The organism is Caballeronia ptereochthonis (assembly GCF_001545075.1).
Classification (GTDB): domain Bacteria; phylum Pseudomonadota; class Gammaproteobacteria; order Burkholderiales; family Burkholderiaceae; genus Caballeronia; species Caballeronia ptereochthonis.
Genome location: NZ_FCOB02000007.1, coordinates 147,958 through 174,425, shown reverse-complemented (window position 1 = coordinate 174,425; position 26,468 = coordinate 147,958). Strand labels below are relative to the sequence as shown.

The following is a 26,468-nucleotide window of genomic DNA, read 5'->3' as shown; positions in this document are numbered from 1 at the left end:
ATCGCCTTCGCGCGCTGTCTACCTGCCGCAAGGAAATCTGCCTCTCACCTGGAAATCAACATGAATTTTCTCGACGGTCATCTCTTTCCCGAGAACCAGCAACCGCTGATTATCACGGCCGCGCCGTATGCGCCCGGATGGCTGCCCGGTGACTTCCCCGAAGACATTCCGGTCACGATGGAAGACCAGATTCAGAAAGCCGTGGACTGCTACAACGCAGGCGCGACGGTGCTGCATCTGCACGTGCGCGAGCTGGATGGCAAGGGCAGCAAGCGCCTGTCGATGTTCAATCAATTGATTGCGGGCGTGCGCAAGGCAGTGCCGGATATGATCATCCAGGTCGGTGGTTCCATTTCGTTCGCGCCCGAAGACGAAGGGCAGGCCGCCAAATGGCTGTCGGACGATACGCGCCACATGCTGGCCGAACTCGAACCGAAGCCGGATCAGGTGACAGTGACGGTGAATACTTCGCAGATGAACGTCACGGATCAGGCCGAAGACGCGGACTTCAAAGGCACGTCGCGCGAGCAGCCCGCACTGTTCAATGCCTACAAGGAGATGACCGTTCCCGCGCAGCCCGGATGGGTCGAGGAGCATGTTCGGCGTCTGACGGCCAAGGGTATTCAGAGCGCCTTCCAGTGCTACAACCTCAACAGTTTCGAGTCGGTCGAGCGCCTGATGCGACGTGGCTTCTACAAAGGCCCGCTGGTGATGAACTGGGTCGCGATAGCCGGCGGCATGGATACGCCGAACGTCTACAGCCTCGCCAACTTCATCCGTGCCGTTCCCGATGGCGCGGTGGTCACGGTGGAAAGCAACGTGCGCAACGTGCTGCCCGTGAACATGTGGGGCATTTCCACGGGTCTGCATGTCCGCTGCGGCACCGAGGACTGCCTTTGGAATCAGTCGCGCACCGAGAAGATGAGTACCGTCAGGCAGATCGAGCAACTGGTACGCATCTCGCGGGAATTCGGACGCGAGATCGCGACGGCGCAGCAGGCACGCGAGATCTCGCGTATTGGGGTCTTCTACGATACGGTGGAGGAGTCTTTGCAGGCCAATGGCTTCGCGCCGAATCGCAACGGTGGCAATCAGGGTTTCCTGCGCAAGACCGCCTGAAGCCGCGAGCGAAGTAGAAAAGACACGGCCAGCGTTATCCGATAGATGAACCGGATACGCTGGCCGTGCTGCTATTCGGGAAGCAGCGCGCCGCGATGCTTCAATAAGGCCGGTCACCGATGATGCCCGCGCGCTCCATCTTGCGCGGAGCAGGCCAGTAGTCCATGACCGCGTAGTGCTGCGTGGAGCGATTGTCCCAGACGGCGATGCTATTGGGTTTCCATCTGAAACGTACCTGATATTCGGGAATCAGCGCCTGGCTTTGCAGATAGTTGAGCAGGAGGCTGGCGCCCGGCGTCTTGTCGAGTCCATAACGGACGTTGTCCGGCGTATGGAAGTTGACGAAGTGCGTCGTGAAGCTGCTCACGTACAAGACCTTTTCGCCGGTTTCCGGATGCGTGCGCACGACGGGATGCTCCACGTCGGGATTTTGCGCAGCGAGCTTGCGGCGTTCGTCGGGATCCATCGCCGCACCGAACGAATGTTCGATGCTGCTTTTTGCTCGAAGACCCGCGATGCGACGCTTGATGTCTTCCGGCAGTTGCTTATAGGCCTCGACCATATTGACCCAGATCGTGTCGCCGCCCGTTTCGGGGCACTCGATGCAGCGAAGCACCGCGCCCATGGAAGGCTCCGGCCGCCACAGCCCGTCGGTGTGAAAGTTGTTTTCGTAGGGGTTTTTCGCATCGGATCGATAAATCCGCACGAGCCCCGGATGTTCCGGATCGCTTCCTGCGACCGGATGATCTTCCAGATCGCCGAACTTGCGCGCGAACGCGACATGTTCCTCGCGAGAAATGTTCTGGTCGCGAAAAAAGAGCACGCGGTGCTGCATCAACAGCGCCTTGATCTCCGCAAACAAGGACGCATCGCGCGATGCGTCGCCCAGGTTGACGCCCGACAGTTCAGCGCCAATGCAGGCGGTGAGCTTTTCAATCTTGATCATCAGCATGTCTCCTCATTTTTGACGATCTCGGCTTTCCATATCCGGTCGTTTCCATGATAGTCGCTTGATTTATTCTTGTCGACAAAAATAAATCTGGAATCGACCCACCGTTTTATGCGGTGAGCCGTGCAGTGAAGAAGATTGAGTCAGCGTAGCGAGACTGGACGTATTGATGAAGTTTATTTTTTGAATGCACCGGCATTCACATCTGTGATGCCCCCGATGGATCAATGATTGCCATGCTATAGCCGCCTTCCGCGTATATGACTGACGTTCACGAATCGATGATCTGTCGCAAAGGCAATGTGAAATAAGCCTGTAATCGCTGGCTGAAAGGACGTACCGCCCGATCTCATCCTCGGCGGTCTGGTTCGTGACACATTGAGGACCAATAGGATCGAGGGTTTGAAAGCTCCGTCTCGCGGTGCGCTACCTGCTGCCGCGCGAGGTGGCCTCGATGGTAACAACATGCCCGGTTCCGGTGGCACGTGCCTGGAACTATTCGTCACGCGACACGCAGCGGCCGCAGCTAAATCGTGCGCGACTATTTTGTGCGAGTCGTGGGGTCCTCGAACGTGGAGACGATGCTATCGATCATTGCCGCGATGCGCGCGGTATGGCGAAGGTCTTGATGCGTGACGAGCCAGATTTCGTAGACCGCCCCACGCGCGGGTTCCGGCCATATCTGCACGAGGCCGTCGTGTTCAGCCAGATGTATCGGAAGCTCACCAATGCCGAGGCCCGCCTTCACCGCGGTACGCAGCATGAGGCTGGAATTGAAGGTCGATACGATGCGCCCCGCGTGTATCGGTTCGCCCGCAAGAGTCGGTGATCGATCACCGGTCCCGCTTGCCTGATAGACGACGAGATCATGGCCCCCGAATGCGGAGCCGGCGGCGGGCTTGCCGTGTTGCTCGAGATAAGCATTCGACGCAAAGAGCGCCATGGGCCAGCGAGCCAGGCGCCTCGCGACCAGATCGGGATTATCCGGCCTGACTGACCGGACCGCGATATCCGCTTCGCGCTTCGCCAGATTCAGCATGCGCGTCGAGGTGTCCAGCAGGACGCGCACGTCGGGATGCGCAGCATGCAGGCGTTCGATGGCGGGAAGCAGGAATTCGAGCGCGATCGAGTCGGTGCTGGTGACTCTGACGTCCCCTGCAAGCCGTGTATCCGTGCCTTGAGTTCGCCTGACGAGTTCGTGCGCGGAGTGTTCCATTTTCTCCGCCGATCTCAGCGCGGCCTCGCCTGCGGCGGTCAACGCGTAACCCTCGGAGGTGCGCAGGAAGAGCGTTGCACGTAGGGCGTGCTCGAGTGCCGCAATCCGTCTGCCGACCGTCGCCTGATCGAGATTGAGCGTTCTGGCCGCGCCACGGAGCGTTTTTTCGCGCTGCACGGCGAGAAACACGCGCGCGTCGTCCCAGTTCATCGTGCCGCCCTCCTGATGCAAATTTGCATCCCACCACGCGAATAATGCTGCACTTATTCATCGATGTCGATTCCTATACTGAACGCAAGAGTTCCTCGTTCAATGACTCGCCCGAATCAATCGAGCCTCATCCATAGAAGGAGTGGTATCCATGTCTGCTTCAACTTATCGTGTGCCGTCGTCCATGATGGCCATTGAGATCAAACAACCCGGCGGTCCTGAGGTCCTGGTGCCGACCACGCGCCCGGTGCCGACGCCGGCCGCCGATCAGGTTCTGATCCGCATCCACGCGGCCGCCGTGAATGGCCCAGACGTTTTCCAGCGCAAAGGACTGTATGATCCACCCCCCGGCGCTTCGGACATTCCGGGGCTGGAAGTGGCAGGTCAAGTGGTTGCCGTTGGCGCCGACGTGTCCCTGTTCCGGATCGGCGAACTGGTGTGTGCATTGATTCCCGGCGGTGGCTACGCAGAATATGCAGTCGCGCACGCCTGCAACACGATGCATATCCCCAAAGGCCTGACATTGGTGGAAGCGGGGGCCATGCCCGAAACGTTCATGACGGTATGGCTGAACCTGTTCCAGCGCGGCAAGCTGGTTGCCGGCGAATCGGTGTTGATCCATGGCGGCGCATCAGGTATCGGTACCACGGCGACCATGCTGGCGAAGGCATTCGGCGCTGCGAAAATCATCACGACAGTTGGCTCGCAGGCGCATTGGGAGGCCAGCCTGGCGCTAGGCGCAGACCTCGCGATAGATTATCGCGAGGAAGATTTCGTCGCCGAAACGAAGCGGTTTACCGATGGAAGGGGCGTCGACGTGATCCTCGACATCATTGCCGGCGACTACGTGGCTAGAAACTATGACGCCGCAGCCATGGACGGACGGATCCTCCAGGTGGGCGTGATCAAGGGGCCGGCGAAGGATCTCGACGTCTTGCCGTTGATGACGAAACGTCTGACGCATATGGGCTCGACATTGCGATCACGCACATCCGCGGACAAGGCGACCATCATCAATGAACTCGAGCGGCAGGTGTGGCCGCACATCGAGAGCGGCAGGATCAAGCCTGTTGTCTACAAGACCTTTACACTGGCCGATGCTCGCAGCGCTCATGAGTTGATCGATTCCGGCACACACTTTGGAAAGATTGTCCTTACGACAGGTGCCGATCTCCTTGACTGAAGCCTGGCTTGACGCTAAAGCGGGGGTGCAAGCCTCTTGCCGGTTTCGTGATGGATGTCAGGAAAAGCGTTACTTCTTCGTTGGTCAGCACCCTTGCATGGGCATTCAAACGGCGCCACATCCAGTTGGCGACACACTTCGAAACCGGTCATAAACAAATGCCGAAATCAAACCGGCGCATCGAACCCATGCGACTGGCCGCATCACGCTGCCGTGCGGCCGCGCGTGCTGACCAATGCGTGCCGCTCGAGCAGGTCGAGGAGCAGCAGGACCCGTCGCCGCTGAACGGCTACAAGGTCATGCGTTTCCACCAGTTTTCGAAGGCGTTTTTTTGAATACTCATGATCGAGCCCACGATAAGCGGCCCCCGCGTCCGCGCGCGTAATGTGCCGGACAATGCGTTCGAAGTGGTCGATCTGTGCGTCGGCCAGGCTGGCCGGCAGCAGCGCCCCGCCCGTCGGAGCAGGGTGTTTTTTTGCGCTCATGTCTGTCTCTGATCGTACGTCTCGCACCTTCCGGAAACGCGATGCCCTAGGCCATGTTCCGTATACAGCGGAAAAGCCGTCTGCTTTGTTCCGTACGACAATAATTCGCATTGTTCGACACGCTTTACCGTGCGTCTCATTTCTCGGCGCCACGGTCGCTCAAATCGCGATTCGCGTGGACGCGAACGCGGCGCTGCCTGCCAGCTTGGCCCCTCAAGGCGAGAGCGCGTTCAAGTTCTCGCGCCTTGTGTCGTAATCCAGAAACGCGGTGTCGCCGGCTTTTTCGGTTATGCGGGACGGGCTTTAACGCTTTCCACCTGAATTGCTGGCAGCTTTGCGTTGCCGTCTCGTTGCCGAGAAAACTGTTTTCATCGACTCGACCAATCTTCGCAAGGTGGTTCTCGTGTCGCATACTGAAAGCTATCCCGGTGCAAGCCCGGAGTCCCGCAGGCAGATCGTTCGTGTCCATTTCGACGTGAACGATCTGCCCGCGCGCCAGCAACTGCTGGCATGGCGCGAGCGCATAGGCCCGATCATGGATGTGGCGCTGTCGAGTGCGCAGATGGAGCGGCCCTTTCGCGGCGCGATTGACTGGTATGAGTTCGGCGAATTCCTCTTCGGCGATAGCTATACGGATGAGCTGACACTCGAGCGGACGATTTCCCGGATCTCGCAAGACAATGCGCGGGCCATCGCCTTTCATATTGTGATCGGAGGCGATTCCGAGACTCTCCTTGCACGCCCGGCGAAGCGGCAAGACACGCCCGTCGAGGTCGGCGTCCTCGCGGTCGACTTCGATCAGCCTTTGCATGTGATACGGCGTGCGTGCCGGCACGTGACGCTCTTCGTGCCCGGTACGTCGCTGAGAGAGGTGTTCCCGGATCCCGGCGCGTTACACGGGCGCGTGCTCGCGCCGCACGAGCCGGCCGTGCAACTCATCAGGCAGCGTGTAACGGAATTTTCCGCGAACATTCGCCGCATGTCCTTTGACGACGCCCATCGCCGGCTCGGCGATATCGTCCAACTGATTGCGGACGCGTTTGGAGAGCAGGCGGGTCTGAGGGGGAGCAAACGCGCTATTGCGCGCGCCATTGCGTTCGACGCAGCGCGCCGTTTCGTCCAGGCCAATCTGACCGACTTCGACCTTTCTCCGGAGCGCGTGCTCGAATCCCTCGCACTGTCGCGGCCGACGGTCTATCGGCTGTTCCAGCACGAGGGTGGGCTGGCAGCCTACATCCGCCACCTTCGCCTGCGCGCCGCGGTAGACGATCTCGTCCGGTTCCCCAAGATCCCCATCCAGGAGATTGGTTACTCGGTCGGCTTCAACAGCGCCTCGGACTTTACGCGGGCTTTCCGGCGTGCTTACGGTATCGCACCCCAAGAGGTTCGACCGGTTTTCAGGCAAGCATCGTTGATCCACAACGTTGAGCGTCTTGACCCGCCATGAAGCGCCGTTCATCCCGCCGCGGCTAGCGGCATCTGAACGTCTGCAACTCAACCGGGAAAGGCCGTTCTGCCCGCGCTCGTTGCCGTCGCCTCACCACCTGGTATGCCGGAATGCAACAGCCTGCGTGCAGGCCTTCGCAAGAAGAAGTCGCCACTGAATGTGCCGGTTTGACGATCGATCCATGTGACGGGTGGCGGACTGCCCGGTGGACATCTGCTGCCTGAGGATGCCCAGAACGAGGTGTTGTCCTCCCTCGAAAATTTCCTGATCGAACGGCTTTAGCGTAGTTGGTTGCAAAGCGTTCTCGATATTGCATCGGAACTCATTTGGAACCGACCTTGCCGATTGATGCGCCACCATCCACGTACAGCGTTTGTCCGGTCATGAACGCGGCGACATCCGACAGCAGGAGTTCCGGCTACGGTGCCAAGCCCAGTCGCACGCTCCATGACCGGATGGATTTCCCGCCCTGCGCTGCCGGGAACGTGCCCGCACTGAACCCGGCCTTCAAGGTATCGAGTTTTCCCGCAGCGACATGACACGTCTTCATCGACTGTTGAAGGCTGGACGAATCACGCGGCAGATTGCTTACCAGACACGTGCTCGGGCTTCGTCCACTCGTTGCCCTTCATGAAGGCATCATACGGCGTATGGACGATGTGATTCGTGTAGTTGCTCATGACCTTGGTCGCGACACCGAGAACCACCTCGAGCACATTGCGGCGCGTATAACCGGCTGCAAGGAAGATGTCCACTTCCGCCTCCGGAACGAATCCACGTTCGCGCACGACGATCGTCGTGAAGCGATGGAGCGCTTCCAGCTTCGCGTCCGGCAACGCCGTACCGGCGCGAAGCGCGGCGATCACTGCAGGCTCCATCTTGATCATCTTCGCGAGCGTGCTGTGGCCCGCCATGCAGTAGTGGCAGTCGTTTTCGAAGTTCGACGTCAGATAGACGACCTGCTGCTCGTGAGGCGTGAGTGTGCTTTTCGCAAAGAGATCCCACAGCGCCGTATAGCCGGCGAGCAGTTCCGGTGATTCGGCCATGTGCGCCTGGAGGTTCGGTACAAAACCGAAGGTACGCTTCGCTTCTTCAAGGATGGGCTTCGACTCTGCAGGTGCGGTGTCGATCGTGAAGGATTCGAAGAAAGTCATCATCTGCTCCTCGTTGGTTGACGGTGAGCAGATAATGAGGCGCAATGCGCGTGATAAGAAGACAGGCTGTGTCGATAACTGTCATTCCTCGCGGGAATGGACCCGCGACCTCAGCGCCGCGGACTATCCCGGTTCTCAAGACCTGTGGAGGCCCGTGCCGCCCTGGCTATCCGCCATCCCCGCAGGTGGACTTCGACGCAATCCGTGCCGCGCAATATCCGGAGACGCAGTTGGCGGACATCGAGAGATGGGACTGGCGGCTTATACCTGTGCGATGCCGCCGTCGACGAACAGATCAGTGCCGGCGACGAAGCTGCTGTCGTCGGACGCGAGGAACAACACGGCCGACGCGATTTCCTCGGGACGGCCGATGCGGCCCAGCGGTGTCGCGGCGGCGTACTTCGCCCGCAGTTCGTCTGCTTCGGCCGCGGAAGAAACCTGACTGTCGATGATCGGTGTGTCGATGGCGCCCGGACTTATCGCATTGACACGGATGCCTCGGCCCTTGAACTCGACGGTCCATGTCCGCGCCAGCGATCGAACGGCGGCCTTCGCTGCGCTGTAGGTGCCGTGAGCGTGCAGGCCTTTGATGCCTGCAATCGAGCTGGTGAGGATGATGCTGCTCCCCTCGACCATTAGCGGCAGCGCCTTTTGCACGGTAAAAATGAGTCCGCGTACGTTGACGTCGAACGTGGCGTCGTAGTGCTCGGGCGTGATCTCATCGAGTGTCCGGTGTTCGATCGAACCTGAATTGGCGAAAAGTGCGTCGATCTTGCCGCGCCGCTCCTTGACGAGCGCAAAGAGGCGATCGAGGTCATCGAGCTTCGTCACGTCGGCCTGCACGGCCGTCACGTTGCGGCCAATCTGCTGCACGGCTTTGTCGAGTTCCGATTGCCGCCGGCCGACGATGAACACGTAAGCGCCCTCGTCGACAAACCGCTGCGCGGTAGCGAGACCGATGCCGCTGCTACCGCCCGTGATAATGGCGGTCTTGTTTTCAAGTCGATTCATGGTGCTGTCCTTCCGGAATGGAATAACACGGTGTTTCGTGTGTGTTTCATGCATGGTTGAGTCGGCCAAAACGGTGCTTCCACCTGTTTTGGCCTGCGTCTCATGGAACGTCACTACGCGGCTGTCGCCCCGGAATGAAAGGCATAGTCCGTGTAACCGCGTGCATCGCCGCCGTAGAACGTCGAGCGGTCGTAGCGGGTGAGCGGTTTGCCGGTGCGCAGACGCTCGGGCAGGTCGGGATTCGAAATGAACATGCGTCCGAATGCGACGAGGTCCGCATGCCCGTCGGCGACGATCTGTTCGGCGCTTTCGCCCGTGAAACCACCGGCGGCGATAATCGTGCCTTTGTAGATGCGCCGCATGTCCTTTGATGTCACGTCCAACTCGCTCGTTTCCTGATCGACGATGCCGCGAATGCGCGGCTCGATTACATGCAGCCAGGCGAGGTCATAGCTGTTCAGACGCTCTGCGACATAGCCGAACGTGGCATGCGGGTTGCTGTCGGACATCGTGCCGTATGTGCCGCTTGGCGACAGGCGAAGAGCGACGCGGCCGGAGCCCCACATGGAGACGACGGCATCGAGCGTTTCGAACAGGAATCGCGCCCGGTTTTCGATCGGACCGCCATATGCGTCGGTGCGATGGTTCGTGCCATCGAGCAGGAACTGCTCGAAGAGATACCCGTTTGCGCCGTGCAACTCGATACCGTCGAAGCCTGCTTCCTTCGCAAGCGCGGCGCCGCGGCGGAACTGCTCGACGATGCCCGCGATTTCGTTCAGTTCGAGCGCACGCGGCACGACCAGTTCGGCTTCGATGATGTTGCCGTCCACATCGCGAATGGCTGCGTGTTCGAGCGAGCGCAACGCGGACGGGGCAACAGGCGTGACGCCGCCCGTGTTGGCCGGATGCGCCTGGCGTCCGGCGTGCCACATCTGCAGGAAGATGCGTGCGCCCTTTGCATGCACTGCATCGATCACGCGTTTCCAGCCTTTCACCTGCGCCAGCGTGTAGATCCCCGGCGCGTCGACATACGCGATGCCAAGCGGCGAGACGGCGGTTGCGTCGGTAATCAGCAGGCCGCCTTCGGAAGCGCGCTGCGCGTAGTAGTCGACCATCAGGTCGCCGCGAACATTGCCTTCCTCGGTACGCATCCGCGTGAGCGGGGCGAGAACGACACGGTGATTGAGTTCGAAAGGTCCGACATGGGTACGACTGAAGAGCTTGTTCATTCGTTCATCCCCCTGGGGAGCGTTGAAGATGAGCGAATCATGGTCGCCGCAGCAGCAGTGCAGAAGAGAGCTGCCGGCGATAACTGTTATTCCGTGCGGGCATCTCGTGATCCGCGACCGGATCGTCATGCCTCGGTGGAATGGCAGTTATGCCTGACGCGCGCCTGTTGCGAAGCGGAACATGTAGGCATGATCGGCGCGTCGGGTCGTGTAACGGTACAGGGCCGAATGTCCGCCGGCGACGCGCCATGTTCGTCGCGCGCTGAGCGGCAGTTATGGCGGCCAGTGGGCAAAGGAGCGGCGACATGAAGATACTGGTGACGAGTGCCAGCAGCGCGAATGGCGATGGATACGGCCAGCTACTGGCCTTCTCGATGGACGGGACGGCGCAAGGCGTTTTCAGCAACGACTTGCGTATCGTCGATCCGCGTGGACTTCGCGTGCACGCGAACCAACAACTGCTCTATGTCAACAGCGGCGACGACCGCATTCTCGCGCTCGATGCGCGGGGCGACATTCAATACGACACGGGCCATATCCCGGGCCTGAACGCCGGCGGCGGCAACTTCGGACCGGACGGCCGCTACTACGTCGGATTGCGGACAGAAAGGACCATCGCCGCATTCCCACCCGATCTCGAAGGTATCGGCACGCCCATACTGCAGCGCGGCATCGTCCCGTTTCCGCGCGGCTTCGCGTTCGCCGGGGATGGCACGTTGTTTCTCGCATCGGGCGTCGGACCGGATGGGCGTGGCGGAAATGCGATTCTGCAGTTCAGGTTCAGCGGCGCACTCAGGAATAGCACGTTCGCCGCCGACGACACAATGAGTCCGCTGGATCTCGCTATCGCGCCAGGGGGCAACGTGCTGGCGTCGAGCGAGTTTCCGTTCGGCTCACCCACAGCAGCGACATCTGTTAGAGAATACGACGCAAGGAGCGGCGCGCTGGTGCGCGTCCTCGCTCCTGCGGGCGACGTGCCATTTCGCCGTCCGCGCGGATTGCGGTTCGGACCGGACGGCCAGCTGTATTGCACCGCGCAGGATGGCGTCATCGCATTCGACTATGAAAGCGGGCGCTGCCTCGGCGTGGTCGTCGATCATCCTCGCTTGAACGGGCAGGCGATGGAGTTTTTCGGCGACTGAATCGTCGTCGCGCATGTCGGCGGCCGCACAGTGACCTCGAATAATGCGGGAGACGCGCAGTATGGATCGACTGGCTGCCATGGAAATTTTTGTGAGCGTCGCCGAGGCGGGATCGTTTTCGGCAGCGGCAAAGCGGATGAATGTCGGGCAGCCCGCCATTTCGAAAGCCGTCGCGCAACTCGAAGAGCGCCTGGGTGCGCGGCTCATCTTGCGCTCGACGCGAGGTCTGACGATGACGGACGCCGGCCAGCGTTTCTACGAGCATGCGAAGCTCGCGATCATGGAGGCCGACGAGGCCGAACAGATCGTTCGTGACGCGTCCGATAGCCTGTCTGGCATGCTGCGCGTGAGCGCAGCGGTGACGTTCGCGTGTCTTCACGTGCTGCCGGCGCTGGATGCCCTCATGAGCCGGCATCCGCAGCTGGAAATCGACCTGAGGCTCGACGATCGCAACATCGATCTGCTCGAAGAGGGCCTGGACGTGGCGTTGCGGATGGGATCGCTGGCCGATTCCAACATGACGGCGCGGCGCATCGGCCGGAGCCCGCGGCTCGTCATCGGCACGCCCGGGTATTTCGCGCGTGCCGGCGTGCCCACGACGCCCGCCGAGCTGAGCCAGCATCAGGCAATCGTTTATTCCCAGCGCGGCGGCGGTGAATCGTGGACGTTCAGCAGGAACGGCGACGAAGAGGACGTGACGGTGTCAGGACGCCTTCGCGTGAGTGCGGCCGAAGGAATACGGACGGCGGTCCTCGGCGGAATGGGGCTCGCCGTTGCATCGCGCTGGATGTTTTCCCCCGAACTGGCCTCCGGCAAGGTCAAGGCCGTGTTGACTGACTGGACTTTGCCCGCGCTCGATCTGTGGGCCGTCTTCCCGTCAGGGCGGCTGGTGACGGCGAGAGCGCGCGCTTTCGTTGAGTTCGTCGAAGAGGCTCTCGCTCGGGCGTAATTGCGAGCCGTATCGGCCCAACCCATTACTCGACGGAATAACCGGAATTCCGCGACGCCTACTACTGCCAGCTTCTGCTCGAGACTAAATTTCATTCAACCGACCGGACGTCGGAAGGTCGCTCAAACCTGTCGCGCGATATGCGGTGCGCAAGCTTTGAGCCGGTATAGAAACGATGGAATCGGAGAAATTGAATGAACGCGAGCAATAAGGTTCTGGTGGCGGGCTCAAGCGGGCTCATTGGCGTAGCCGCTATCGAGGGCTTCCTCTCTGCAGGTTGGGATGTTGTTGGCATTTCCAGGCGCAAGCCGGAACTGCCGAGCGGCCGTGACTTCGAATTTATCCCGGTGGACTTGCGCAACGAAAAGGCTGCCCGTGAAGCGCTGTCCGCGCTCGACGGCATCACGCATGTTGCATACGCAGCAATCTACGAGAACGCCGAAGATCTGGTGAGCGGCTGGTCGAACGCAAGGCAGATCGAAATCAACAATGCGATGCTGAGCAATGTCATTGAGCCCCTCGTTTCAGGGAAGTCGACACTCAAGCACGTGTCCATTCTGCAGGGGACGAAGGCGTACGGCGTCCACCTTCACCCTATCGCTATCCCTGCACGCGAGAGCGACCCCCGTGACAATCACGCGAACTTCTTCTTCGATCAACAGGATTACGTCCGCGACGCAGGTGAAAAGTTCGGCTTCGCCTACACCGTGCTGCGCCCGCAACTTGTCACCGGGAAGACGGCCGGCGCGCTCAACGTGCTACCGGCCATTGGCGTCTATGCAGCGATCCGCCGCGAAAAGGGCGAAGCATTCAGCTTTCCGGGCGGCCCATCGTTCGTGTGGGAAATGGCCGACGCCGACCTCGTCGGCCAGGTGATGGTTTGGGCGGCGCAATCCCCGCAGGCGGCGAACGAGATCTTCAACGTCACCAACGGAGATGTCTTCGAATGGCGCAGCGTTTGGCCCGCGATGGCGAAGACGCTGGGCGTGAACGTCGGAGCGGATGAGCCTGTCAGTATTGCGCAGTACATTCGCGACAATGCCGACGTGTGGGCGAAGGTCGTCGAGAAGTACGGCCTTGCGAGTGGCGATCTCCATGCGTTCGTCGGACAGGGCGATCAGCATGCGGACTTTGCGTTTGCATACGGCGCACCGGCCGGCCCGGTTGCTTTCGTCAGCACCATCAAGCTTCGCAAAGCGGGATTCAATGCGGCCGTCGACACTCGGGACGCATTTTGCAACGCGCTCCAGTCTTTCATAGACCGGAAGCTCCTGCCGCCCGCATTGTGATAAGTCGAAGCGGGCGGATCGCCGCGTCGAATCGTTGGCGTGGCGAGGATCGGGTGTAGTGGCTTCGAGACTCGCTGCGCATATTGCGTTGTCGCGCGCTGCGCGGCGGATGTCTGAAGTCCACGGGAAGGCGCCGTTGATGTCCCGCGAGTTCGGTGGGCTGATGTGGGTCGACGGCTGACGCTTTGTTCGCTCAAGTCTGAACTCTGTCCGCGATGGAGACCTGGATCGAGCAACGGTGAGGGCGGGGAGGTTCGCTGGGGGTCGCGTGGGTCGCTTCCTTCAGGATGGGAGCCTTAGGGTGCGGTAGGGCGTGCAGCCGGCTCAGTTCGGCCAGAAGCCGACAATCGGCTTCGCGTTTCGAACGGTGGAACTTGGCTTGAAAACAGTCGCTCATGCCGCATGCGGGTTCATGAGATCTTTGCTCACTCGGCGCTAACAGCCGTCGAGAAAACTGTGGCGTGCTTTCTTTATAACTGAGCGGAGCGCCGCGCTTTTCCCGGGCATGGCTTCTTTCCTGGCAGGTGTCTTCCATGCCCATGGAGGTCAGCTTCACCACACCGTGACCGGCGCCAACGGCATCTCGCTCGCCACGATCCCCATATAGACGAACGTCAAGGACGTCAGGCAATCAGTGCCGCCGATCAACGCGACTCCACCGATTCGCGGATTGCGCGGCCATCCACTGCACTGCAATGCCTGCGCGTGATCGCCGCCGACCGCGGCTTCAACTCCGAGCGGCTTCGTCGGCTGTTGCGCAATCGCCGGATCGAGCCGCCACTCACCGCCTGTCCGTCGTCTATTGTCGCCACCCAGACAACACGGTGTACTCATTCGTGATGCTACTGGCCTTCGCCACCTCTACCTACAATCCGTCACACGCTCGGTCGAAATGCGAGCAAAACGAAGCGCGCGGCATTCGTGGTCGTGCTCGTGAAAACACGCCGCGCAGTGCGGCTTACTCCACTTAATTTCCAGGACTATCGAAGATGAGCCAAACAATCCGCAACGTGCAGCCCGTTATCGCCAATCTCGGCAAAGAAGGTTCGGTCGAACTCGTGCCTTCCCGCTACGCCGTGCGCGTGGGTGACGTCGACGTGGCGTTGATCAGCGATGGCGTCCTGCCGCTGCCGACTTCCACCATGTCCACCAACGTGAGCGAAGCAGACCGCAACGATTGGTTCGATGGTCGTTTCCTGCAACGCGATATGTTCGATTGGGCGTTGAATATCGCGCTCGTGCGCAGCGGCGAACGCCTAGTCCTGATCGACTCTGGCGTAGGCGACGGTTTCGAATACTTCTCGCGCGCCGGTCAGTCGGTCATGCGCCTGGAGTCAGCTGGCATCGACCTGGCTGCGATCACCGATATCGTGGTCACGCATATGCACATGGATCACGTCGGCGGGCTGAACGTCGATGGTGTCAAGGCCAGGCTGCGTCCGGACGTGCGCATTCACGTGTCAGCCGCAGAAGTGGAGTTCTGGAAAAATCCAGACTTCAGCAAGACGGTGATGCCAGAAACGGTTCCTCCCGCGCTCCGCGAGGCTGCTGCAAAGTTCGTGAAACTCTACAGCGAAAACATCGTGCAGTTCGAGCAGACCGTGGAAGTCGCAGCGGGCGTGTCGGCGCGCGTAACCGGTGGTCATACGCCGGGGCATTGCGTAGTGGATGTCGCATCAAACGGGGAGAAGCTGACGTTCGTAGGCGACGCGATTTTCGAAGTCAACTTCGACAATCCCGATTGGCAAAATGGCTTCGAGCACGATCCTGAAGCGGCTGTGAACGTGCGTATCGCGCTGTTCAACGAAGCCGCTGAAACCCGCGCGCTCCTGGCCGCAGCGCATGTCGCGTTTCCGTCCATCGGTCACATTGCAAAGACCGGTAAGGGCTTCCGTTTTGTGCCGGTACAGTGGGACTACTGATTGGCTCGACTTCAGTGTGCCTACGAAAGCCGACTCCAGCTATTCGAGGAGCAGTGCGAGGTGGCTTCGATGGGTGTCTGCATCACTGGCGGCCGTAGCCCTGGACACAGCATCTTCGTGGTCGCCACGACGGCGATCGACTGACGCCGGCCGGCGACGCCGTGTTCCCCGTTGGCTTCGAGTCCGAACTGGCATAACGGCTTCGAACACGACGCTGATGAGGCTGTACGCGTTCGGGTCGATCTCTTGCGGAACGTGGCTGATACCGATGAGTTGCTTGCGGCTGCACACCTGCCATTCCTCTCTGCCGGCCGAATGGCATTGGACGGCGACGCTTTTCGTTGCGCGCCGGTCTTCTTGGACTACTGTGGTTGATTGAAACCCGCAAGGTGCCGGCATTTCCGCGGGTGCCTGCTCATAACGTTCAGCCAATGAAAGTTAATGAGCACATTTCTTCTACTAGTTCTACACAACGGACTCGATATGAAACTCAACGGTCTCCTGCCAGCCTTCTGCACGGCTTTGCTTGCAACTGTACCAGCCGTCGCGGTTGCAAACTCTTTCACTGTCAAAGTCGATGGGCTGAATCGCGGTCAGTTCGGAAACGAACAAGTGTACGGTCGATTTGGCTGCCACGGCGAAAACGTGTCTCCGCGCATTTCGTGGTCGCATATTCCGACCGGCACGAAGAGCATCGTCATCACCATCCACGACCCCGATGCGCCCACGGGCGGTCTGGGCTGGACGCACTGGCAAGTGGCAAACATTCCGCCGTCGCAAACCTCGATCGAGAAAGGCGCGTCGGGCAATGCCCGAGTGCTGCCAATAGGTGCCATCGAGACGCTGACCGATTTTGGTGCCTCGGCTTATGGCGGACCGTGCCCGCCGCAAGGCGAATCCCATCGATATATCGTGACGGTTTCGGCACTGGCGGTTTCCAGCCTTGATGTCAAAGCGGATTCCAGTCCGGCGCTCGTCGCCTATCAGATGCACGGAAAGATCATCGGCCAGGCGCGCTACGTGGCGCGCTATCACCGTTCGGCGGAGTGAGCGGCGAATGGTCGGGGAGTCGCTTGCGACATCTCGCCAGTGCCTTTGGCCGACCCTATCATCGCATCTGTTCGCGTTCGGCGGGAGTCGTTAGTGTTGAGTGTCCGCAAGGGGTCGACCTGGGCCGGTCGCTGGCGCGAGCGGGCGCATGCGTTCGAGGACAATCGACAAACCCAGCAGAATGGCAAATGACCGGTGGGATATATGGCGCGCCGGAGGCGTCGACCAGTCCTCTGGCGTCCGACGTTCGCCGAAGACTGACCAATCTTCGGCGCTCGAGCCGATCCAGGCTTGAGCAAGCCGAGGTCGCGTCGTCTTACCCCAAAGAGGGAAGAAACGGAAGCTGCTATTGACCTCCAAAATAGAGCTGCTTCATGTCTTCGGCAGAGGCGGGGCGAACGACGGCACGAGAGCCGGACGTCGAAGAGCTGGACGCCACGCCGCCATACGCGGTTGAGCCGTGGGTCGATATCCGCGCCTCTGCCGCCTGGATGTCGCTCGGATAACTCGCATCCTCACCTTTGGCCGGATCATAGCCGGCCTGTTCGAGCTGCTGTAGCTCGGCACGTACCTGGGCACGCGTCGGTGTCGCATCCGTCTGAGAGAGCGCGGCAACGGATAGGGAAAGCGCCGACGCTGCAACGACCGCGATAAGGATTGATTTCATGGCAACCTCCTCGTGAATGCCAGGGAGCGGGATTCGGGCGCAAGGTCCGATAGTTGGCCATCGAGCTCCGGGCGGAAAAACCTTGGGCTTCGATACGGTCGGATACGGCCCTCGCGTCATGGCCGCGTCAGGCTTTGGCGCGATATGGGCCAACGGCCCAGCGAAGGAGGGCCGCCGGCCGCAACGAGCCCTCCTTTACGCAACGGTCTTGCGGGCGACTGCACTCGCCGGCCACATCGCATTCCTGTCAGCTTCCTCGGTAAAGCTCGCCCACTTGTGCAGCCTGAGGGCTGTTTTGAAACTCGACGAGTTCACGCATGACCTGCGCGCGGGTTTTCTCGGCGACAGTGGTCGGCAGTGCCGCCGACGGAACGGCCACCGCTGAAACTTGTGCCGCACCACTACCCGTCATGGTCTCCTGCTGATCGTTTGAGGACTGCGCCAGGCATGTGCCTGCCGTGACGCCTGCCGCCAGCACGAGACTGGTGGCAATAGATCGATTGAGTTTCACGAACGCTCTCCTTGTACGCCTGAATCACTGACGCGTGCAACCTGCGCCATTCATGGCGCGTCTGGTGAAAGTCCGGAAGAGGAGGGCGTATCAAGATGATCGGCCATTACGAAGAGAGCTCAACTCTCGTTTCCCGGCGCTGTCATATGGATTCTCGGTCGAAGGCAGCGCCGTCGATACCCACGTAGGTAGGCGAGCGCTGCAGATCCAGGCGCGAAAGATGTAGGTGGTCGGGAGCTGGCAGGCACATCAAAACTGCTACATTTGTGTATTCGACTTCGAATGGCGTCCTGCTATTCTGTTTGAGTTGCACGCTGCCGTATCAGCGGACGGCGAATTTCCTGATCGAGCATCGTCATGAGATCGTCAGGCCTCGGGGTGCGCAGGTTCAGATCTGCGGCTCAGGAACGCGCGTTCCGGATGGACTACGCGCGGCGTTTCTCCGGACAGCGGCGGCTCGCCATTGCAATCTTCACCGCGCTGTGGATCGCATTTTCCATTCGCGACTTCTGGCGGCTCGACGCGCTGGATCCGGTCCACCTGCACCATAACGAGCTCATTCTCCTGAGAATCGCCGGGACGATCGGCATGACGGTGCCCGTGCTGTTGTGGACCCCGCGCGCATTGGAGGAGCGCTGGGCCGTCGGGCTGCTGAGTGTCTGGACGGTCACTTGCTGGTTCGCGGTCCTGAGAATGGTGCAGATCTATCCGGGCGACCTTGCCTGGCGGGAAGCTTACCCGATCCTGACGTTCTCCCTTTTCATGATATTCATGGCCTTCCGGCTTCGAGTGATCACGGCGGCGTGGCTGATCGGGCTATGCGTCGTCAGTTACCTGGTCATGCTCTATTTCAAGCCTAGCGGCCAGAGCGTCGACGTGCGCGTGGAGTCCGTGATTGCGCACGCCACGATGGTGCCGATGATGTATATCGTCGGTTTGCTCGTCAGTATTCCGCTGGAACGTGCCGCGAGGCGTGAATTCGTGTACCGGCGCACGTTGCGCGCGGCCAAGGCGCGCGTCGAAGCGGCGTCGCGCGTGGTCAACGAGCAGAACAAACGCATGCAGGAGCTCGTCAAGGAGAAAGAGCGTTTCTTTTCATCGGCGTATCACGACATCCAGCAGCCTCTCGCCGCGATCAACCTCTTCATCCGCAGCGCCCGGACCAGGATCAGGGACGGACACGCGGTGGATCGCGACCTCGACGTCATCCAGGAGACCGCGTCCGACATCCTTGGCATGTTCAAGGACATTCAGGACTACAGCGAGCTGGGTTCGTATATTCCCCATCTCACGCCAGTCAACACGCATGATCTATTGACCGAGGTCTTCGAGCAATATCGAGAGACGGCCCGGTTGCGGGGAATCGATCTCAGAATCGCCGGGCGGCGAGGGTCCCCGCCGTTCATTGAGACCGACCGGTCGCTCTTCAAGCGGGCCGTATCCAATCTCGTATCGAACGCGATCAAGAACACGTCGTCGGGCGGCGTCGTGCTCGGCTGGGTGCGACTGGATGGACGGCTGCGCGTCGACGTATGGGATACGGGAATCGGCATTGCCGCCGCCCACCGCGAGGCTATTTTCGCCGAGTACTATCAGATCAACAATCCGGGACGCGACCGTTCGAAAGGGCTGGGACTGGGGCTGTCTATCGTGCATCGGGTGATCCGCATTCTGCCGGGACACGGCATGAGCTTCGCATCGGTCGAAGGCCGCGGATCACGCTTTTCGCTCTACGCGACCGTTTCGACATCGACCTTGGCCGCCGGAGCGGAAGATCAGGGAGGCAACGTTTGCACGCCCGATCTCAACCGCACGTTCATGCTCCTGTGCGACGACGAACCGACCGTCCTCGAAGGCCTGCGGCGTCTTTTCTCGAGCGCGGGCGCGCTCGTGCTCGCCGCCGAGTCGATGGCCGGATTCGAAACCATCCTCGCCGATGACAGCCGCATTCCGGATCTCATCGTCACCGATATCCGGCTGCGCGACGGAGCCACCGGCACGGAGGTTGCCGATCGCATCAGGCGTCATTTCGCGTGGGCGGGCGTCATTCCCGTTGCATTCATCACCGGTGAGCTACTGTCCGATCGCGTCCTTCGCGACTTTCCCCAGCCGTTCGTGCTATTGCGCAAGTCCTCCGCACCGGAGGACTTGCTGGCGGAAATCAGCGGGTTCGTTGCCGCTCAGCGGAAGATGAACCCCGCTCTCGCGAAGGATCCGTGACTGACACCGTCCCGAGCGTAATGCCCTTGTCCGCCAGCAGCACGATGAGCTCGGTGCGGCGCCGCAGGTTGAAGTGCGCGAGCAGATGACTGATGTATTTGCGCACGGTGATATCTTCGAGCCCCATCTTCGACGCGATGGCTTTGGAAGGAAGACCGCGTACGAGCCACGCGAGCGTTTCGTACTCACGGGGCGTGAGCCCGAGGCCCGGAGCGTCCCAAGGTTCAACGCTACCGTTCGGCTGCGCTTTTCCTGATTCGCGTGGCTGCGCTTCGTGGGTGTCGATCGTGCGCCTCAGCCCGGCGATGCTCGCCGCGGGCAGGAACACGCCGCCTGAGAGTACGGCAACGATCGCGGCATGGAGTGCTTCGGGCGAAGACGATTTCGGCACGTAGCCCATTGCGCGGAGTTCGAGACATCGACCGACGGTCTCCACGCTTTCGTCAGCCGATATCACGACCACGGGCAAGGACGGTCGTGCGTCTTTCAATTGGGCCAGCGCGTCGCAACCGTGCCCGTCAGGAAGTTCGAGATCCAAAAAGACGATATCCGGATGCTCGGTCATCGCCAGATCGACTCCTTGCGACAACGTACTCGCATGCAAGAGTTCGGCATCCGGGAACAGCTCTTTGATGAGCAGTGCAAGACCGGCTCTGAAGAGCTCGTGATCATCGACGAGCAGTACGCGCATCGCATCGTCTCCCGGTAGCACGTGCACATTCGTACGGGTGGAGCACGCGGCATTGGAATACCGCAATCAATCGACCACGATGGGTGGTATTCGAACGATGTTACACGCGGTTTGCTGTCGAGACAGGGCATATGTCACGCGATGCGAAAAGCGAACGAGTGTGTCGGAGTCTGGAGTTCTTCTTTTCCGGCAGGCCGCCCTTCGCGTGACGATTCGAATCGCGGAGGCGGTCATCGACCGGCATCGCACTCGCCGGCCGTCCCATCTCAGGCAACCACGCTGAATCTGCAGGAAACATTCCCACGCTCAGACAGCCAGTCCTTTGCCGCGCGGTGCATTAACGGTGTTTTGCGGCTTCCCTGCGACATACGCAGCAACATTGTCCATGAGTTGATTCGCGAACGCTTGAATTGCGCCGTCGCTTGCCCACGCGACGTGGGGTGTGAGAATGAACGCCGGATGATCCAGGATTTCGTTCAACGGATTGGCTTCTGGAAGCGGCTCCTGACTGACGACATCGAATCCTGCGCCTGATATCAAGCCACCCTTGAAGGCACGAACCAATGCCGCCTCGTTCACGAGTCCACCGCGCGCCATGTTGATGAGAAGAGGGCGCTGTCTCATCCTCGCGAACTCCGCATCGCCGATGAGGTCGCGGGTCTGCTCGTTGAGCGGACAATGTAGCGTGATGATGTCGGACGCTTCGAGCACGCGCTCGAATGGCGTGTAGAGCATTCCCATATCGTCGCGTCCCTTGAAGGCCGAGAAAAGCACCTTCAGCCCCAATGCTCTTCCAATATCGGCGGTCGCCTTTCCCAATGCGCCGTCACCGATGATGCCAAGCGTCGAGCCCTCCAGGTCCTTGATGGGTAGTCGAAAAAGCAGAACCGTCGGGATGCTTGCCAGCGACCCGCTTGCCCCGCCGAACGCGATCCTCGCGAATGCGGCGACATCACTGGAAGAAGAGGACGGCTGCATCGTGTTCGACGTCTGCGAGGCACAGGACCGTCCGGTGTTCTTCCTCTACGAGAAATACGTCGATGAAGACGCGTTCAGACTCCATCTCGCCGCGCCGCATTGTCGCGACTTCGATCGAGCGTCATCGTCGTGGGTGAGCGAAAAGACAGTCGAACGATTCTCGCTGCTGAGGCAGACGTCGCGCACGTAGTCGTGCTCAGTCAAATTCGGCCAATGTCCACCGCCGCATCAGTATCCGGATCGATCTTCTGAGCGTCTGCTCCGCATGCCAGACTTGTCGACGATTCGCCGCTGCGTCATGTATGCACCGAGCTAAAAATTCCGTAGACGGTGCCCCCTTCCTGCAGCTCAACACGGACTCGTAAAACGATCGTTTAATCGGCTAGGTTGCTTAGAAACTTGCGGCTCGGAGCAAAGAACGTCACCCCGGCAACTGCCTTTGAGAAGTCCAAAATGCGGTCGTGGAGCGGAGCAGGGTCGCCAATAAACATCCGCTCTATCATTTTTTCGATCACCCACAAGTGACGCGAGTAACCGATAAAGTAGGTACCGTACTGCCCGAGACCAGGAACCGCGAACGGCATATTGTCGCGGAGGATGTCATGCTCCCCTTCGGCGTCCTGGATTGTACAAAGAGTCTTGTGAGATTTTTGGCCCTCTGTGGCGTCCGGTAGCTCGACATTGTCGAACTTTGTGCGTCCAATGATCGCCTCCTGAGCTTCCACTTTTTGAGCTCTCCAGGCGGGGAGGTCATGAAGGTATTTCTGAACGACGACATAGCTCCCGCCGGCATGATCGGGATCCTCATCGCCGACAATCGTCGCGGCCGGCAGGTCGAGGCCGTCCGGGTTCGCAGTTCCATCGACGAATTCGAGCAAGTCGCGTCCGTCAAAGTAGCGAAACCCGGCCACGTCATCAACAGCGGTCACCGAATCGCCGAAGGCTTCAAGAAGGAGCTTCTCGAACTCGATAACCAGATCCATCGATTCAGCACGAATGTGATACAACAAATCACCCGCGGTAGCGACTGCGATATGCTGGGCGCCTCGCACCTCGCGAAATGGTCTGAGTTCGCTGGGTAGCGGCTTGCCTGTGAGCGATTCCCAAATGCGGTGCGAGATCCCGACGTTACAGGTGAACAATCCGCTGTTGGCCCGGATCCTGAGATCTTTTACCAGGTCATCGATGCCGCCTACCACCGAGCGCGCACTAGCGATTGACTCGTCGTCATCTTTTACCACCAGGACGAGGAATGCCGCCGCCGCTGACATCGGGGCATCGATAGATTGTGGCTCGGTGTCAAGTGCCCGCTGGGCGTCACTGATCGGCGTAGTTTTTGGGCTCACAAGGATCTCCCGTGACAAGATGAGCGGTTCAGATAAAAAACACTCTGGACAAGCTTTGCCTTGATCGTCTCACGTTTTCAAGCTTGAACGCTCGACTGCACCATCAGCAAGCTGAACATGTGGCGAGGTTACGTGGAAAGGCCATCCTGGTCGACCTCCCGAGGCTTCGAGCGTCGTTGAGCGCCTCTACGTTTGGCTGTGCGACTGGAATCGGGTAGGGTGCCTTGATATACAGCTTGGTCATAGTGTCAGGCGTTAAGTTTCGACTCGGTGGCCAATATTTTTGGATTGTTGTTTGCGGATTGAAACAACTCCCGTCCATGGTCGCGTCGGCCGAGCATGCTGAGGTCGGCACGAAAGCCCGAGAGTCCCAGCGACAATAGAGCCGGCGGGGGCATTACGTGCTAGCCTTCAACAATCAACACTCGCGTTCGGCGTGCATCCTCTGTTCCGAGTTCATTCGCCGTATCGCTAGCTTTCATCGAATACAAAGTCTGGTCGTATATTACATATTGCCCTGTGCATCGACTGTCCACGGAGACGACATGGCACCCCATCGAATCATGTTCATTCGACACGCGGAAAAGCCTACTGCTTCAACAGGGGCTGGAATCGACGAGATGGGGAAGTCCGACGAAGAGAGCCTCGCGGTCCGTGGTTGGCAGCGTGCCGGAGCGTTGGCTCAATTTTTTCGGCCGACGGACGAGCGACGACGCGAACAATTGACACCGAGTTGTGTTTTCGCCGCGGGGAGCGGACCCAGCAGCAAAAGCAAGCGGTCAATGCAGACGGTTGCGCCTCTTGTCGCGCTGCTCAAGGAAACATCGCGCGTCAAATATTCGTCTAATTACCTGAAGGATGACGGTGAAGCGTTGATGAAGGACGTACTCGTTGAAGCGGGGGTGGTTCTGATTACATGGGAGCACAAAATCCTGCCGTCTCTAATCGGAATGCTGCCCAATGCTCCCAAGGTGCCTTCAGCGTGGCCGGAACACCGCTTCGATATGGTCTGGATACTTGAAAGTGCGGGGGCTGGGTGGTCATTCTCACAACTTCCGCAATTGTTACTCGCCGGTGATTCGGCCGAGTCGATTATATAGAGCACGACTCATCCGCTTCTTGATCCTCGAACGGGAGCGGCGGCGCCCTCGTTGTGAAGGCGAGATTGCTATCAATGGGAGATCGGACATGGAAAATTCGGGCGATGCCGACGTTCAAGAGCTTCAACAGAATTGCGCGGAAGCCTATGCGCTTGCAAGAGCGGCGTGTGAGTCGGCGAGGACAAAGGCCGAGCTCGACCTGGCAGCTGGCAAGCAGCAAGACGCTTTCAAGGTTTATCGGAGTGCCGTCGCTGCTCGTGAGGCGCTAACCGGCATCTAGGACAATCGTCACGGGCTCGGATAGTGCGGGGGCCCGAATGATGGAGCGCTAAAAAAAGTAGCCCGCTTTTAGGCGGGCTGCAAACCACTCTGGAGAAGTGGAGGAGACAGATTCGAATATAGACATCGATCGCAATTGTTCAAGCCTGCCGACGCGAAACCCTGACGCCTTGATGCTAACAGCGGTAGTCGGATGGGCGCAAGGACACGACGCGTTCGATATGCACGGCCCCCGCGTGGTGAGTATTGGCTTCGGCCGGCGTTTTGTCGGAACGCGTGCGATCCGGCCGAACGGCTATCGGATCACTAGCGGGAAAGGTTTCTTTGAGTGCCTCGTCCAAGAGATCATTTTCATCGTGCGGCTCAAGTTGCTCAATGTCTCGTGGGTCGTTTGCCTTCATAAGCGGACTCCCTTGAATCTGCATAGTTCTCAAGCGACTCGAACGTTGTCGTGCGATCGAGGACTGCTTGCTTCCGGCACAAGCGCGCAATGTTGCTAGAGTACGTCTGGTTGACGTCCTGCGCTGCAAGATATGATCGGACTTTGGCCGATAATAAGTATCGTTGAACTCGAACATCGGCGTATGTCCTCGCATTCGAGCTTTGCGCCAACCTGTATGCGCGAGCCGGAGTGCTTGAGGCGGTCGAGTCGGCGTCGCCGATCATCGATGTGCCGGCGAATACCACGAGTGCTGTGGCCGCGAGAAGCAAGGCAGCGGCAAGTTTCGTCATCGTGTTCGCATCCGGCAAACCCAACCCTTCCAATGAAGTTCAACACACCCCGCCGCGCCCCAATCGTTCATTTCAAGTCGACGGACACAAAATTGCGCGCACGGTCGCGCTGAATCAGCAAGGCGGCCTTCTTGCCGGCCTTGGAAGTCAACGCGGCGAGTTCCTCTTGCGATTCGACGAGCGCATCGTTCACTCCCAGGACGATGTCGCCGGGCTGAATGCCCGCCTTCGCCGCCGCCCCGGAGGCGGCGTCGACCATCAGGCCTTGCGGTAGATCGCTCGTGCGGCGCTCGGCAAGGGTCAGCGGATGCACGGAAAGACCGAGCCGATCCGCGGTGCTCGCTTCGCTCTTCGGCGCATGCGCGCTCTTTGCGTCCACGCCAGGGTTGATCGTCAGCGTCATCGGTTTGGCGTTGCGCACGATCCGAAGCGCAACTTTTTCGCCCGGCGCGAGCGCCGCATCCCGCTCGACGAAATCCGCGGCATGATCGATCGGTTTGTCCCCGACCTGCTCGACGACGTCGCCCGGCTTGAGGCCCGCGTCGAGCGCCGGCGAACCGGGCGCGACCGAAATCACGAGCGCGCCCGCCGCCCGCGGCAAGCCGAAGGCGCCCGCCAGCCCGGGATCCACGTCCTGCACCTCGATGCCGAGCCGGCCCTTCGATACCTCGCGCGGTCCTTCGGGCTGCATGCGCGCCTTCGCCGCGTTGATCGGAATGGCGAAGCTCAGGCTCTGGAAACGCTCCGAGCCGCCATACACCTGCACGTCGATGCCGATCACCTCCCCGGCGCGATTGAAGAGCGGGCCGCCGGAATTGTCCGGATGGGTCGCGACATCGGTCTGGAAGAAGGCAAAGCGTTTGCCGTCCGGCATATCGGGCGACGTCGCGTTGACGATGCCCGCCGTGACCGTCGTCTGAAAGCGTCCGGGCGAGCCGATCGTCAACACCTGCTCGCCGGGCCGCACCTTCGAGGAGTCGCCGAGCCTGACGGTGGGAAGCCCGGCCGCGTCGATGCGCAGCAGCGCGACGTCGCTCGCGGCATCGATCGAAAGGACCTTCGCCTTGAATTCACGCCGGTCGGTCAGGGTCACGCTGACTTCGTCGGCCTGGTTCACGACATGCGCGGTCGTGAGGATGAGACCGTCGGCGCTCACGATGAACCCGGAGCCCGTGGCGAAGATGACGCCCGGAGGACTGGCCGGTTCCTTAAATTGCGGCGCGACGCTCTTGAAGAAGGCGAGGAGCGGATCGTCGGCATCGAGGATGTCGGGGGTCGCCGTTTGCGGCTGATCGTCGGGCGTGGCGGCCCTGACATTCACGACGGCCGGTCCGTAGCGCTCGACGATGGCGGGAAAATCCAACGTTTCGGCGGCACTCGCCGCGAGGGCCGCTTTCGGTGCGGGTTGCTCGCCAGTCGCTGACAGCGTGCCTGCTGGAGCCGCCGCAAATGCAAGGCACGCAATGCCCGCGAGCATCGCGATCGGCACCGCGACGCGCAACAGAAGACGGGCAAGACACTGGCGCAACACGACACACCTCCCGGAGCTGCCGTCGCGCCAGGCGGGGATGGCGAACATGCGAAAAGCA

24 protein-coding genes and 2 pseudogenes are annotated in these 26,468 nt (G+C 60.3%); 13 read left to right on the top strand and 13 right to left on the bottom strand.

All coding sequences use genetic code 11. From position 1 onward, the window contains the following. Positions 1-60: 60 nt before the first annotated feature. Positions 61-1,119: a beta-keto acid cleavage family enzyme gene (locus AWB83_RS09690; protein ID WP_087044655.1), complete on the top strand. Its 1,059-nt coding sequence runs from the start codon at positions 61-63 to the stop codon at positions 1,117-1,119. Between the two features lie 100 nt (positions 1,120-1,219). On the opposite strand, the gene AWB83_RS09685 is transcribed toward AWB83_RS09690, so the two are convergent. Together AWB83_RS09685 and AWB83_RS09680 are read right to left on the bottom strand one after the other, a co-directional pair. Further along, a complete protein-coding gene (locus AWB83_RS09685) occupies positions 1,220-2,062 on the bottom strand; it encodes a TauD/TfdA dioxygenase family protein (protein WP_087044776.1) in 843 nt (280 codons plus the stop codon). 547 nt (positions 2,063-2,609) lie between these two features. Then, a complete protein-coding gene (locus AWB83_RS09680) occupies positions 2,610-3,494 on the bottom strand; it encodes a LysR family transcriptional regulator (protein ID WP_087044773.1) in 885 nt (294 codons plus the stop codon). Positions 3,495-3,645: 151 nt separating this feature from the next. Here AWB83_RS09680 and AWB83_RS09675 point away from each other — a divergent pair, with 151 nt between their 5' ends. Further along, complete coding sequence (locus AWB83_RS09675) at positions 3,646-4,677, top strand: NAD(P)H-quinone oxidoreductase (RefSeq protein WP_167389090.1); 1,032 nt, start codon at positions 3,646-3,648, stop codon at positions 4,675-4,677. Between the two features lie 203 nt (positions 4,678-4,880). On the opposite strand, the gene AWB83_RS09670 is transcribed toward AWB83_RS09675, so the two are convergent. Continuing rightward, positions 4,881-5,162, bottom strand: coding sequence for a hypothetical protein (locus tag AWB83_RS09670; RefSeq protein WP_087044651.1), 282 nt, complete (start codon positions 5,160-5,162; stop codon positions 4,881-4,883). 322 nt (positions 5,163-5,484) lie between these two features. Here AWB83_RS09670 and AWB83_RS09665 point away from each other — a divergent pair, with 322 nt between their 5' ends. After that, positions 5,485-6,609, top strand: coding sequence for an AraC family transcriptional regulator (locus tag AWB83_RS09665; protein WP_244197648.1), 1,125 nt, complete (start codon positions 5,485-5,487; stop codon positions 6,607-6,609). 572 nt (positions 6,610-7,181) lie between these two features. Here AWB83_RS09665 and AWB83_RS09660 read toward each other — a convergent pair. From AWB83_RS09660 to AWB83_RS09650, 3 genes are all read right to left on the bottom strand, one after another. After that, on the bottom strand, positions 7,182-7,763 hold the full coding sequence (locus AWB83_RS09660) for a carboxymuconolactone decarboxylase family protein (RefSeq protein ID WP_087044769.1): 582 nt from the start codon (positions 7,761-7,763) through the stop codon (positions 7,182-7,184). Between the two features lie 261 nt (positions 7,764-8,024). After that, on the bottom strand, positions 8,025-8,774 hold the full coding sequence (locus tag AWB83_RS09655; protein ID WP_087044649.1) for an SDR family NAD(P)-dependent oxidoreductase: 750 nt from the start codon (positions 8,772-8,774) through the stop codon (positions 8,025-8,027). Positions 8,775-8,887: 113 nt separating this feature from the next. Continuing rightward, the gene (locus tag AWB83_RS09650) at positions 8,888-10,003 is read right to left on the bottom strand and encodes an alkene reductase (RefSeq protein WP_087044647.1); all 1,116 of its coding nucleotides are present in this window, start codon (positions 10,001-10,003) and stop codon (positions 8,888-8,890) included. A gap of 305 nt (positions 10,004-10,308) precedes the next feature. On the opposite strand from AWB83_RS09650, the gene AWB83_RS09645 reads away from it, so the two are divergent. The 6 genes and pseudogenes from AWB83_RS09645 (at position 10,309) to AWB83_RS09625 (ending at position 16,355) form a co-directional block, all read left to right on the top strand. After that, on the top strand, positions 10,309-11,145 hold the full coding sequence (locus AWB83_RS09645) for an NHL repeat-containing protein (RefSeq protein WP_143750032.1): 837 nt from the start codon (positions 10,309-10,311) through the stop codon (positions 11,143-11,145). Positions 11,146-11,206: 61 nt separating this feature from the next. After that, a complete protein-coding gene (locus AWB83_RS09640; RefSeq protein ID WP_087044643.1) occupies positions 11,207-12,094 on the top strand; it encodes a LysR family transcriptional regulator in 888 nt (295 codons plus the stop codon). 194 nt (positions 12,095-12,288) lie between these two features. Then, positions 12,289-13,383, top strand: a complete 1,095-nt coding sequence (locus AWB83_RS09635; protein ID WP_087044641.1) for an NAD-dependent epimerase/dehydratase family protein — start codon at positions 12,289-12,291, stop codon at positions 13,381-13,383. A gap of 535 nt (positions 13,384-13,918) precedes the next feature. After that, positions 13,919-14,160: pseudogene (locus AWB83_RS37135) on the top strand (IS5/IS1182 family transposase); the annotation flags it as partial. A 212-nt stretch (positions 14,161-14,372) separates the two neighbouring features. Further along, the gene (locus AWB83_RS09630; RefSeq protein WP_087044640.1) at positions 14,373-15,305 is read left to right on the top strand and encodes an MBL fold metallo-hydrolase; all 933 of its coding nucleotides are present in this window, start codon (positions 14,373-14,375) and stop codon (positions 15,303-15,305) included. Between the two features lie 483 nt (positions 15,306-15,788). Next, the gene (locus AWB83_RS09625; protein WP_087044638.1) at positions 15,789-16,355 is read left to right on the top strand and encodes a YbhB/YbcL family Raf kinase inhibitor-like protein; all 567 of its coding nucleotides are present in this window, start codon (positions 15,789-15,791) and stop codon (positions 16,353-16,355) included. Positions 16,356-16,701: 346 nt separating this feature from the next. Here the strand turns inward: AWB83_RS09625 and AWB83_RS09620 are convergent, their stop codons facing one another. Together AWB83_RS09620 and AWB83_RS36020 are read right to left on the bottom strand one after the other, a co-directional pair. Further along, the gene (locus tag AWB83_RS09620) at positions 16,702-17,022 is read right to left on the bottom strand and encodes a DUF4148 domain-containing protein (RefSeq protein ID WP_087044636.1); all 321 of its coding nucleotides are present in this window, start codon (positions 17,020-17,022) and stop codon (positions 16,702-16,704) included. A gap of 247 nt (positions 17,023-17,269) precedes the next feature. Further along, the gene (locus AWB83_RS36020; protein ID WP_143750031.1) at positions 17,270-17,533 is read right to left on the bottom strand and encodes a hypothetical protein; all 264 of its coding nucleotides are present in this window, start codon (positions 17,531-17,533) and stop codon (positions 17,270-17,272) included. Between the two features lie 357 nt (positions 17,534-17,890). Here AWB83_RS36020 and AWB83_RS09610 point away from each other — a divergent pair, with 357 nt between their 5' ends. Further along, positions 17,891-19,753 (top strand): hybrid sensor histidine kinase/response regulator, encoded by a 1,863-nt coding sequence (locus AWB83_RS09610; RefSeq protein WP_087044632.1) that lies wholly within the window; start codon positions 17,891-17,893, stop codon positions 19,751-19,753. Here the strand turns inward: AWB83_RS09610 and AWB83_RS09605 are convergent. Both AWB83_RS09605 and AWB83_RS09600 read right to left on the bottom strand, forming a co-directional pair. Continuing rightward, positions 19,695-20,444, bottom strand: coding sequence for a response regulator (locus tag AWB83_RS09605; RefSeq protein WP_087044630.1), 750 nt, complete (start codon positions 20,442-20,444; stop codon positions 19,695-19,697). The two genes, AWB83_RS09610 and AWB83_RS09605, sit on opposite strands and share 59 nt — an antisense overlap. 306 nt (positions 20,445-20,750) lie before the next feature. Beyond that, a pseudogene (locus AWB83_RS09600) lies at positions 20,751-21,373 on the bottom strand (NAD(P)-dependent oxidoreductase); the annotation flags it as partial. 50 nt (positions 21,374-21,423) lie between these two features. On the opposite strand from AWB83_RS09600, the gene AWB83_RS09595 reads away from it, so the two are divergent. Continuing rightward, positions 21,424-21,612, top strand: a complete 189-nt coding sequence (locus tag AWB83_RS09595; RefSeq protein WP_244197647.1) for a putative quinol monooxygenase — start codon at positions 21,424-21,426, stop codon at positions 21,610-21,612. A gap of 184 nt (positions 21,613-21,796) precedes the next feature. Here the strand turns inward: AWB83_RS09595 and AWB83_RS09590 are convergent, their stop codons facing one another. Continuing rightward, the gene (locus tag AWB83_RS09590) at positions 21,797-22,768 is read right to left on the bottom strand and encodes a Dyp-type peroxidase (RefSeq protein ID WP_087044765.1); all 972 of its coding nucleotides are present in this window, start codon (positions 22,766-22,768) and stop codon (positions 21,797-21,799) included. Positions 22,769-23,313: 545 nt separating this feature from the next. Here AWB83_RS09590 and AWB83_RS09585 point away from each other — a divergent pair. Continuing rightward, entirely contained in the window at positions 23,314-23,868 is a 555-nt protein-coding gene (locus AWB83_RS09585) for a histidine phosphatase family protein (RefSeq protein WP_087044628.1), read from the top strand. Between the two features lie 88 nt (positions 23,869-23,956). Next, positions 23,957-24,148 (top strand): hypothetical protein, encoded by a 192-nt coding sequence (locus tag AWB83_RS09580; protein ID WP_087044626.1) that lies wholly within the window; start codon positions 23,957-23,959, stop codon positions 24,146-24,148. Positions 24,149-24,323: 175 nt separating this feature from the next. Here AWB83_RS09580 and AWB83_RS36015 read toward each other — a convergent pair whose 3' ends face one another. After that, on the bottom strand, positions 24,324-24,548 hold the full coding sequence (locus AWB83_RS36015; protein WP_143750030.1) for a hypothetical protein: 225 nt from the start codon (positions 24,546-24,548) through the stop codon (positions 24,324-24,326). Between the two features lie 398 nt (positions 24,549-24,946). Beyond that, positions 24,947-26,458, bottom strand: coding sequence for a trypsin-like peptidase domain-containing protein (locus AWB83_RS09575; protein WP_087044624.1), 1,512 nt, complete (start codon positions 26,456-26,458; stop codon positions 24,947-24,949). Positions 26,459-26,468: the final 10 nt, after the last annotated feature.

Coding starts and splice junctions, on each gene's coding strand:
- AWB83_RS09645 (WP_143750032.1), top strand. CDS start 10,309: ATGAAGATACTGGTGACGAGTGCCAGCAGCGCGAATGGCGATGGATAC.
- AWB83_RS09635 (WP_087044641.1), top strand. CDS start 12,289: ATGAACGCGAGCAATAAGGTTCTGGTGGCGGGCTCAAGCGGGCTCATT.
- AWB83_RS09690 (WP_087044655.1), top strand. CDS start 61: ATGAATTTTCTCGACGGTCATCTCTTTCCCGAGAACCAGCAACCGCTG.
- AWB83_RS09585 (WP_087044628.1), top strand. CDS start 23,314: ATGGCACCCCATCGAATCATGTTCATTCGACACGCGGAAAAGCCTACT.
- AWB83_RS09630 (WP_087044640.1), top strand. CDS start 14,373: ATGAGCCAAACAATCCGCAACGTGCAGCCCGTTATCGCCAATCTCGGC.
- AWB83_RS09575 (WP_087044624.1), bottom strand. CDS start 26,458: ATGTTCGCCATCCCCGCCTGGCGCGACGGCAGCTCCGGGAGGTGTGTC.
- AWB83_RS09620 (WP_087044636.1), bottom strand. CDS start 17,022: ATGAAATCAATCCTTATCGCGGTCGTTGCAGCGTCGGCGCTTTCCCTA.
- AWB83_RS09625 (WP_087044638.1), top strand. CDS start 15,789: ATGAAACTCAACGGTCTCCTGCCAGCCTTCTGCACGGCTTTGCTTGCA.
- AWB83_RS09605 (WP_087044630.1), bottom strand. CDS start 20,444: ATGCGCGTACTGCTCGTCGATGATCACGAGCTCTTCAGAGCCGGTCTT.
- AWB83_RS09670 (WP_087044651.1), bottom strand. CDS start 5,162: ATGAGCGCAAAAAAACACCCTGCTCCGACGGGCGGGGCGCTGCTGCCG.
- AWB83_RS09680 (WP_087044773.1), bottom strand. CDS start 3,494: ATGAACTGGGACGACGCGCGCGTGTTTCTCGCCGTGCAGCGCGAAAAA.
- AWB83_RS09675 (WP_167389090.1), top strand. CDS start 3,646: ATGTCTGCTTCAACTTATCGTGTGCCGTCGTCCATGATGGCCATTGAG.
- AWB83_RS09660 (WP_087044769.1), bottom strand. CDS start 7,763: ATGACTTTCTTCGAATCCTTCACGATCGACACCGCACCTGCAGAGTCG.
- AWB83_RS09650 (WP_087044647.1), bottom strand. CDS start 10,003: ATGAACAAGCTCTTCAGTCGTACCCATGTCGGACCTTTCGAACTCAAT.
- AWB83_RS09610 (WP_087044632.1), top strand. CDS start 17,891: ATGAGATCGTCAGGCCTCGGGGTGCGCAGGTTCAGATCTGCGGCTCAG.
- AWB83_RS09655 (WP_087044649.1), bottom strand. CDS start 8,774: ATGAATCGACTTGAAAACAAGACCGCCATTATCACGGGCGGTAGCAGC.
- AWB83_RS09640 (WP_087044643.1), top strand. CDS start 11,207: ATGGATCGACTGGCTGCCATGGAAATTTTTGTGAGCGTCGCCGAGGCG.
- AWB83_RS36015 (WP_143750030.1), bottom strand. CDS start 24,548: ATGAAGGCAAACGACCCACGAGACATTGAGCAACTTGAGCCGCACGAT.
- AWB83_RS09580 (WP_087044626.1), top strand. CDS start 23,957: ATGGAAAATTCGGGCGATGCCGACGTTCAAGAGCTTCAACAGAATTGC.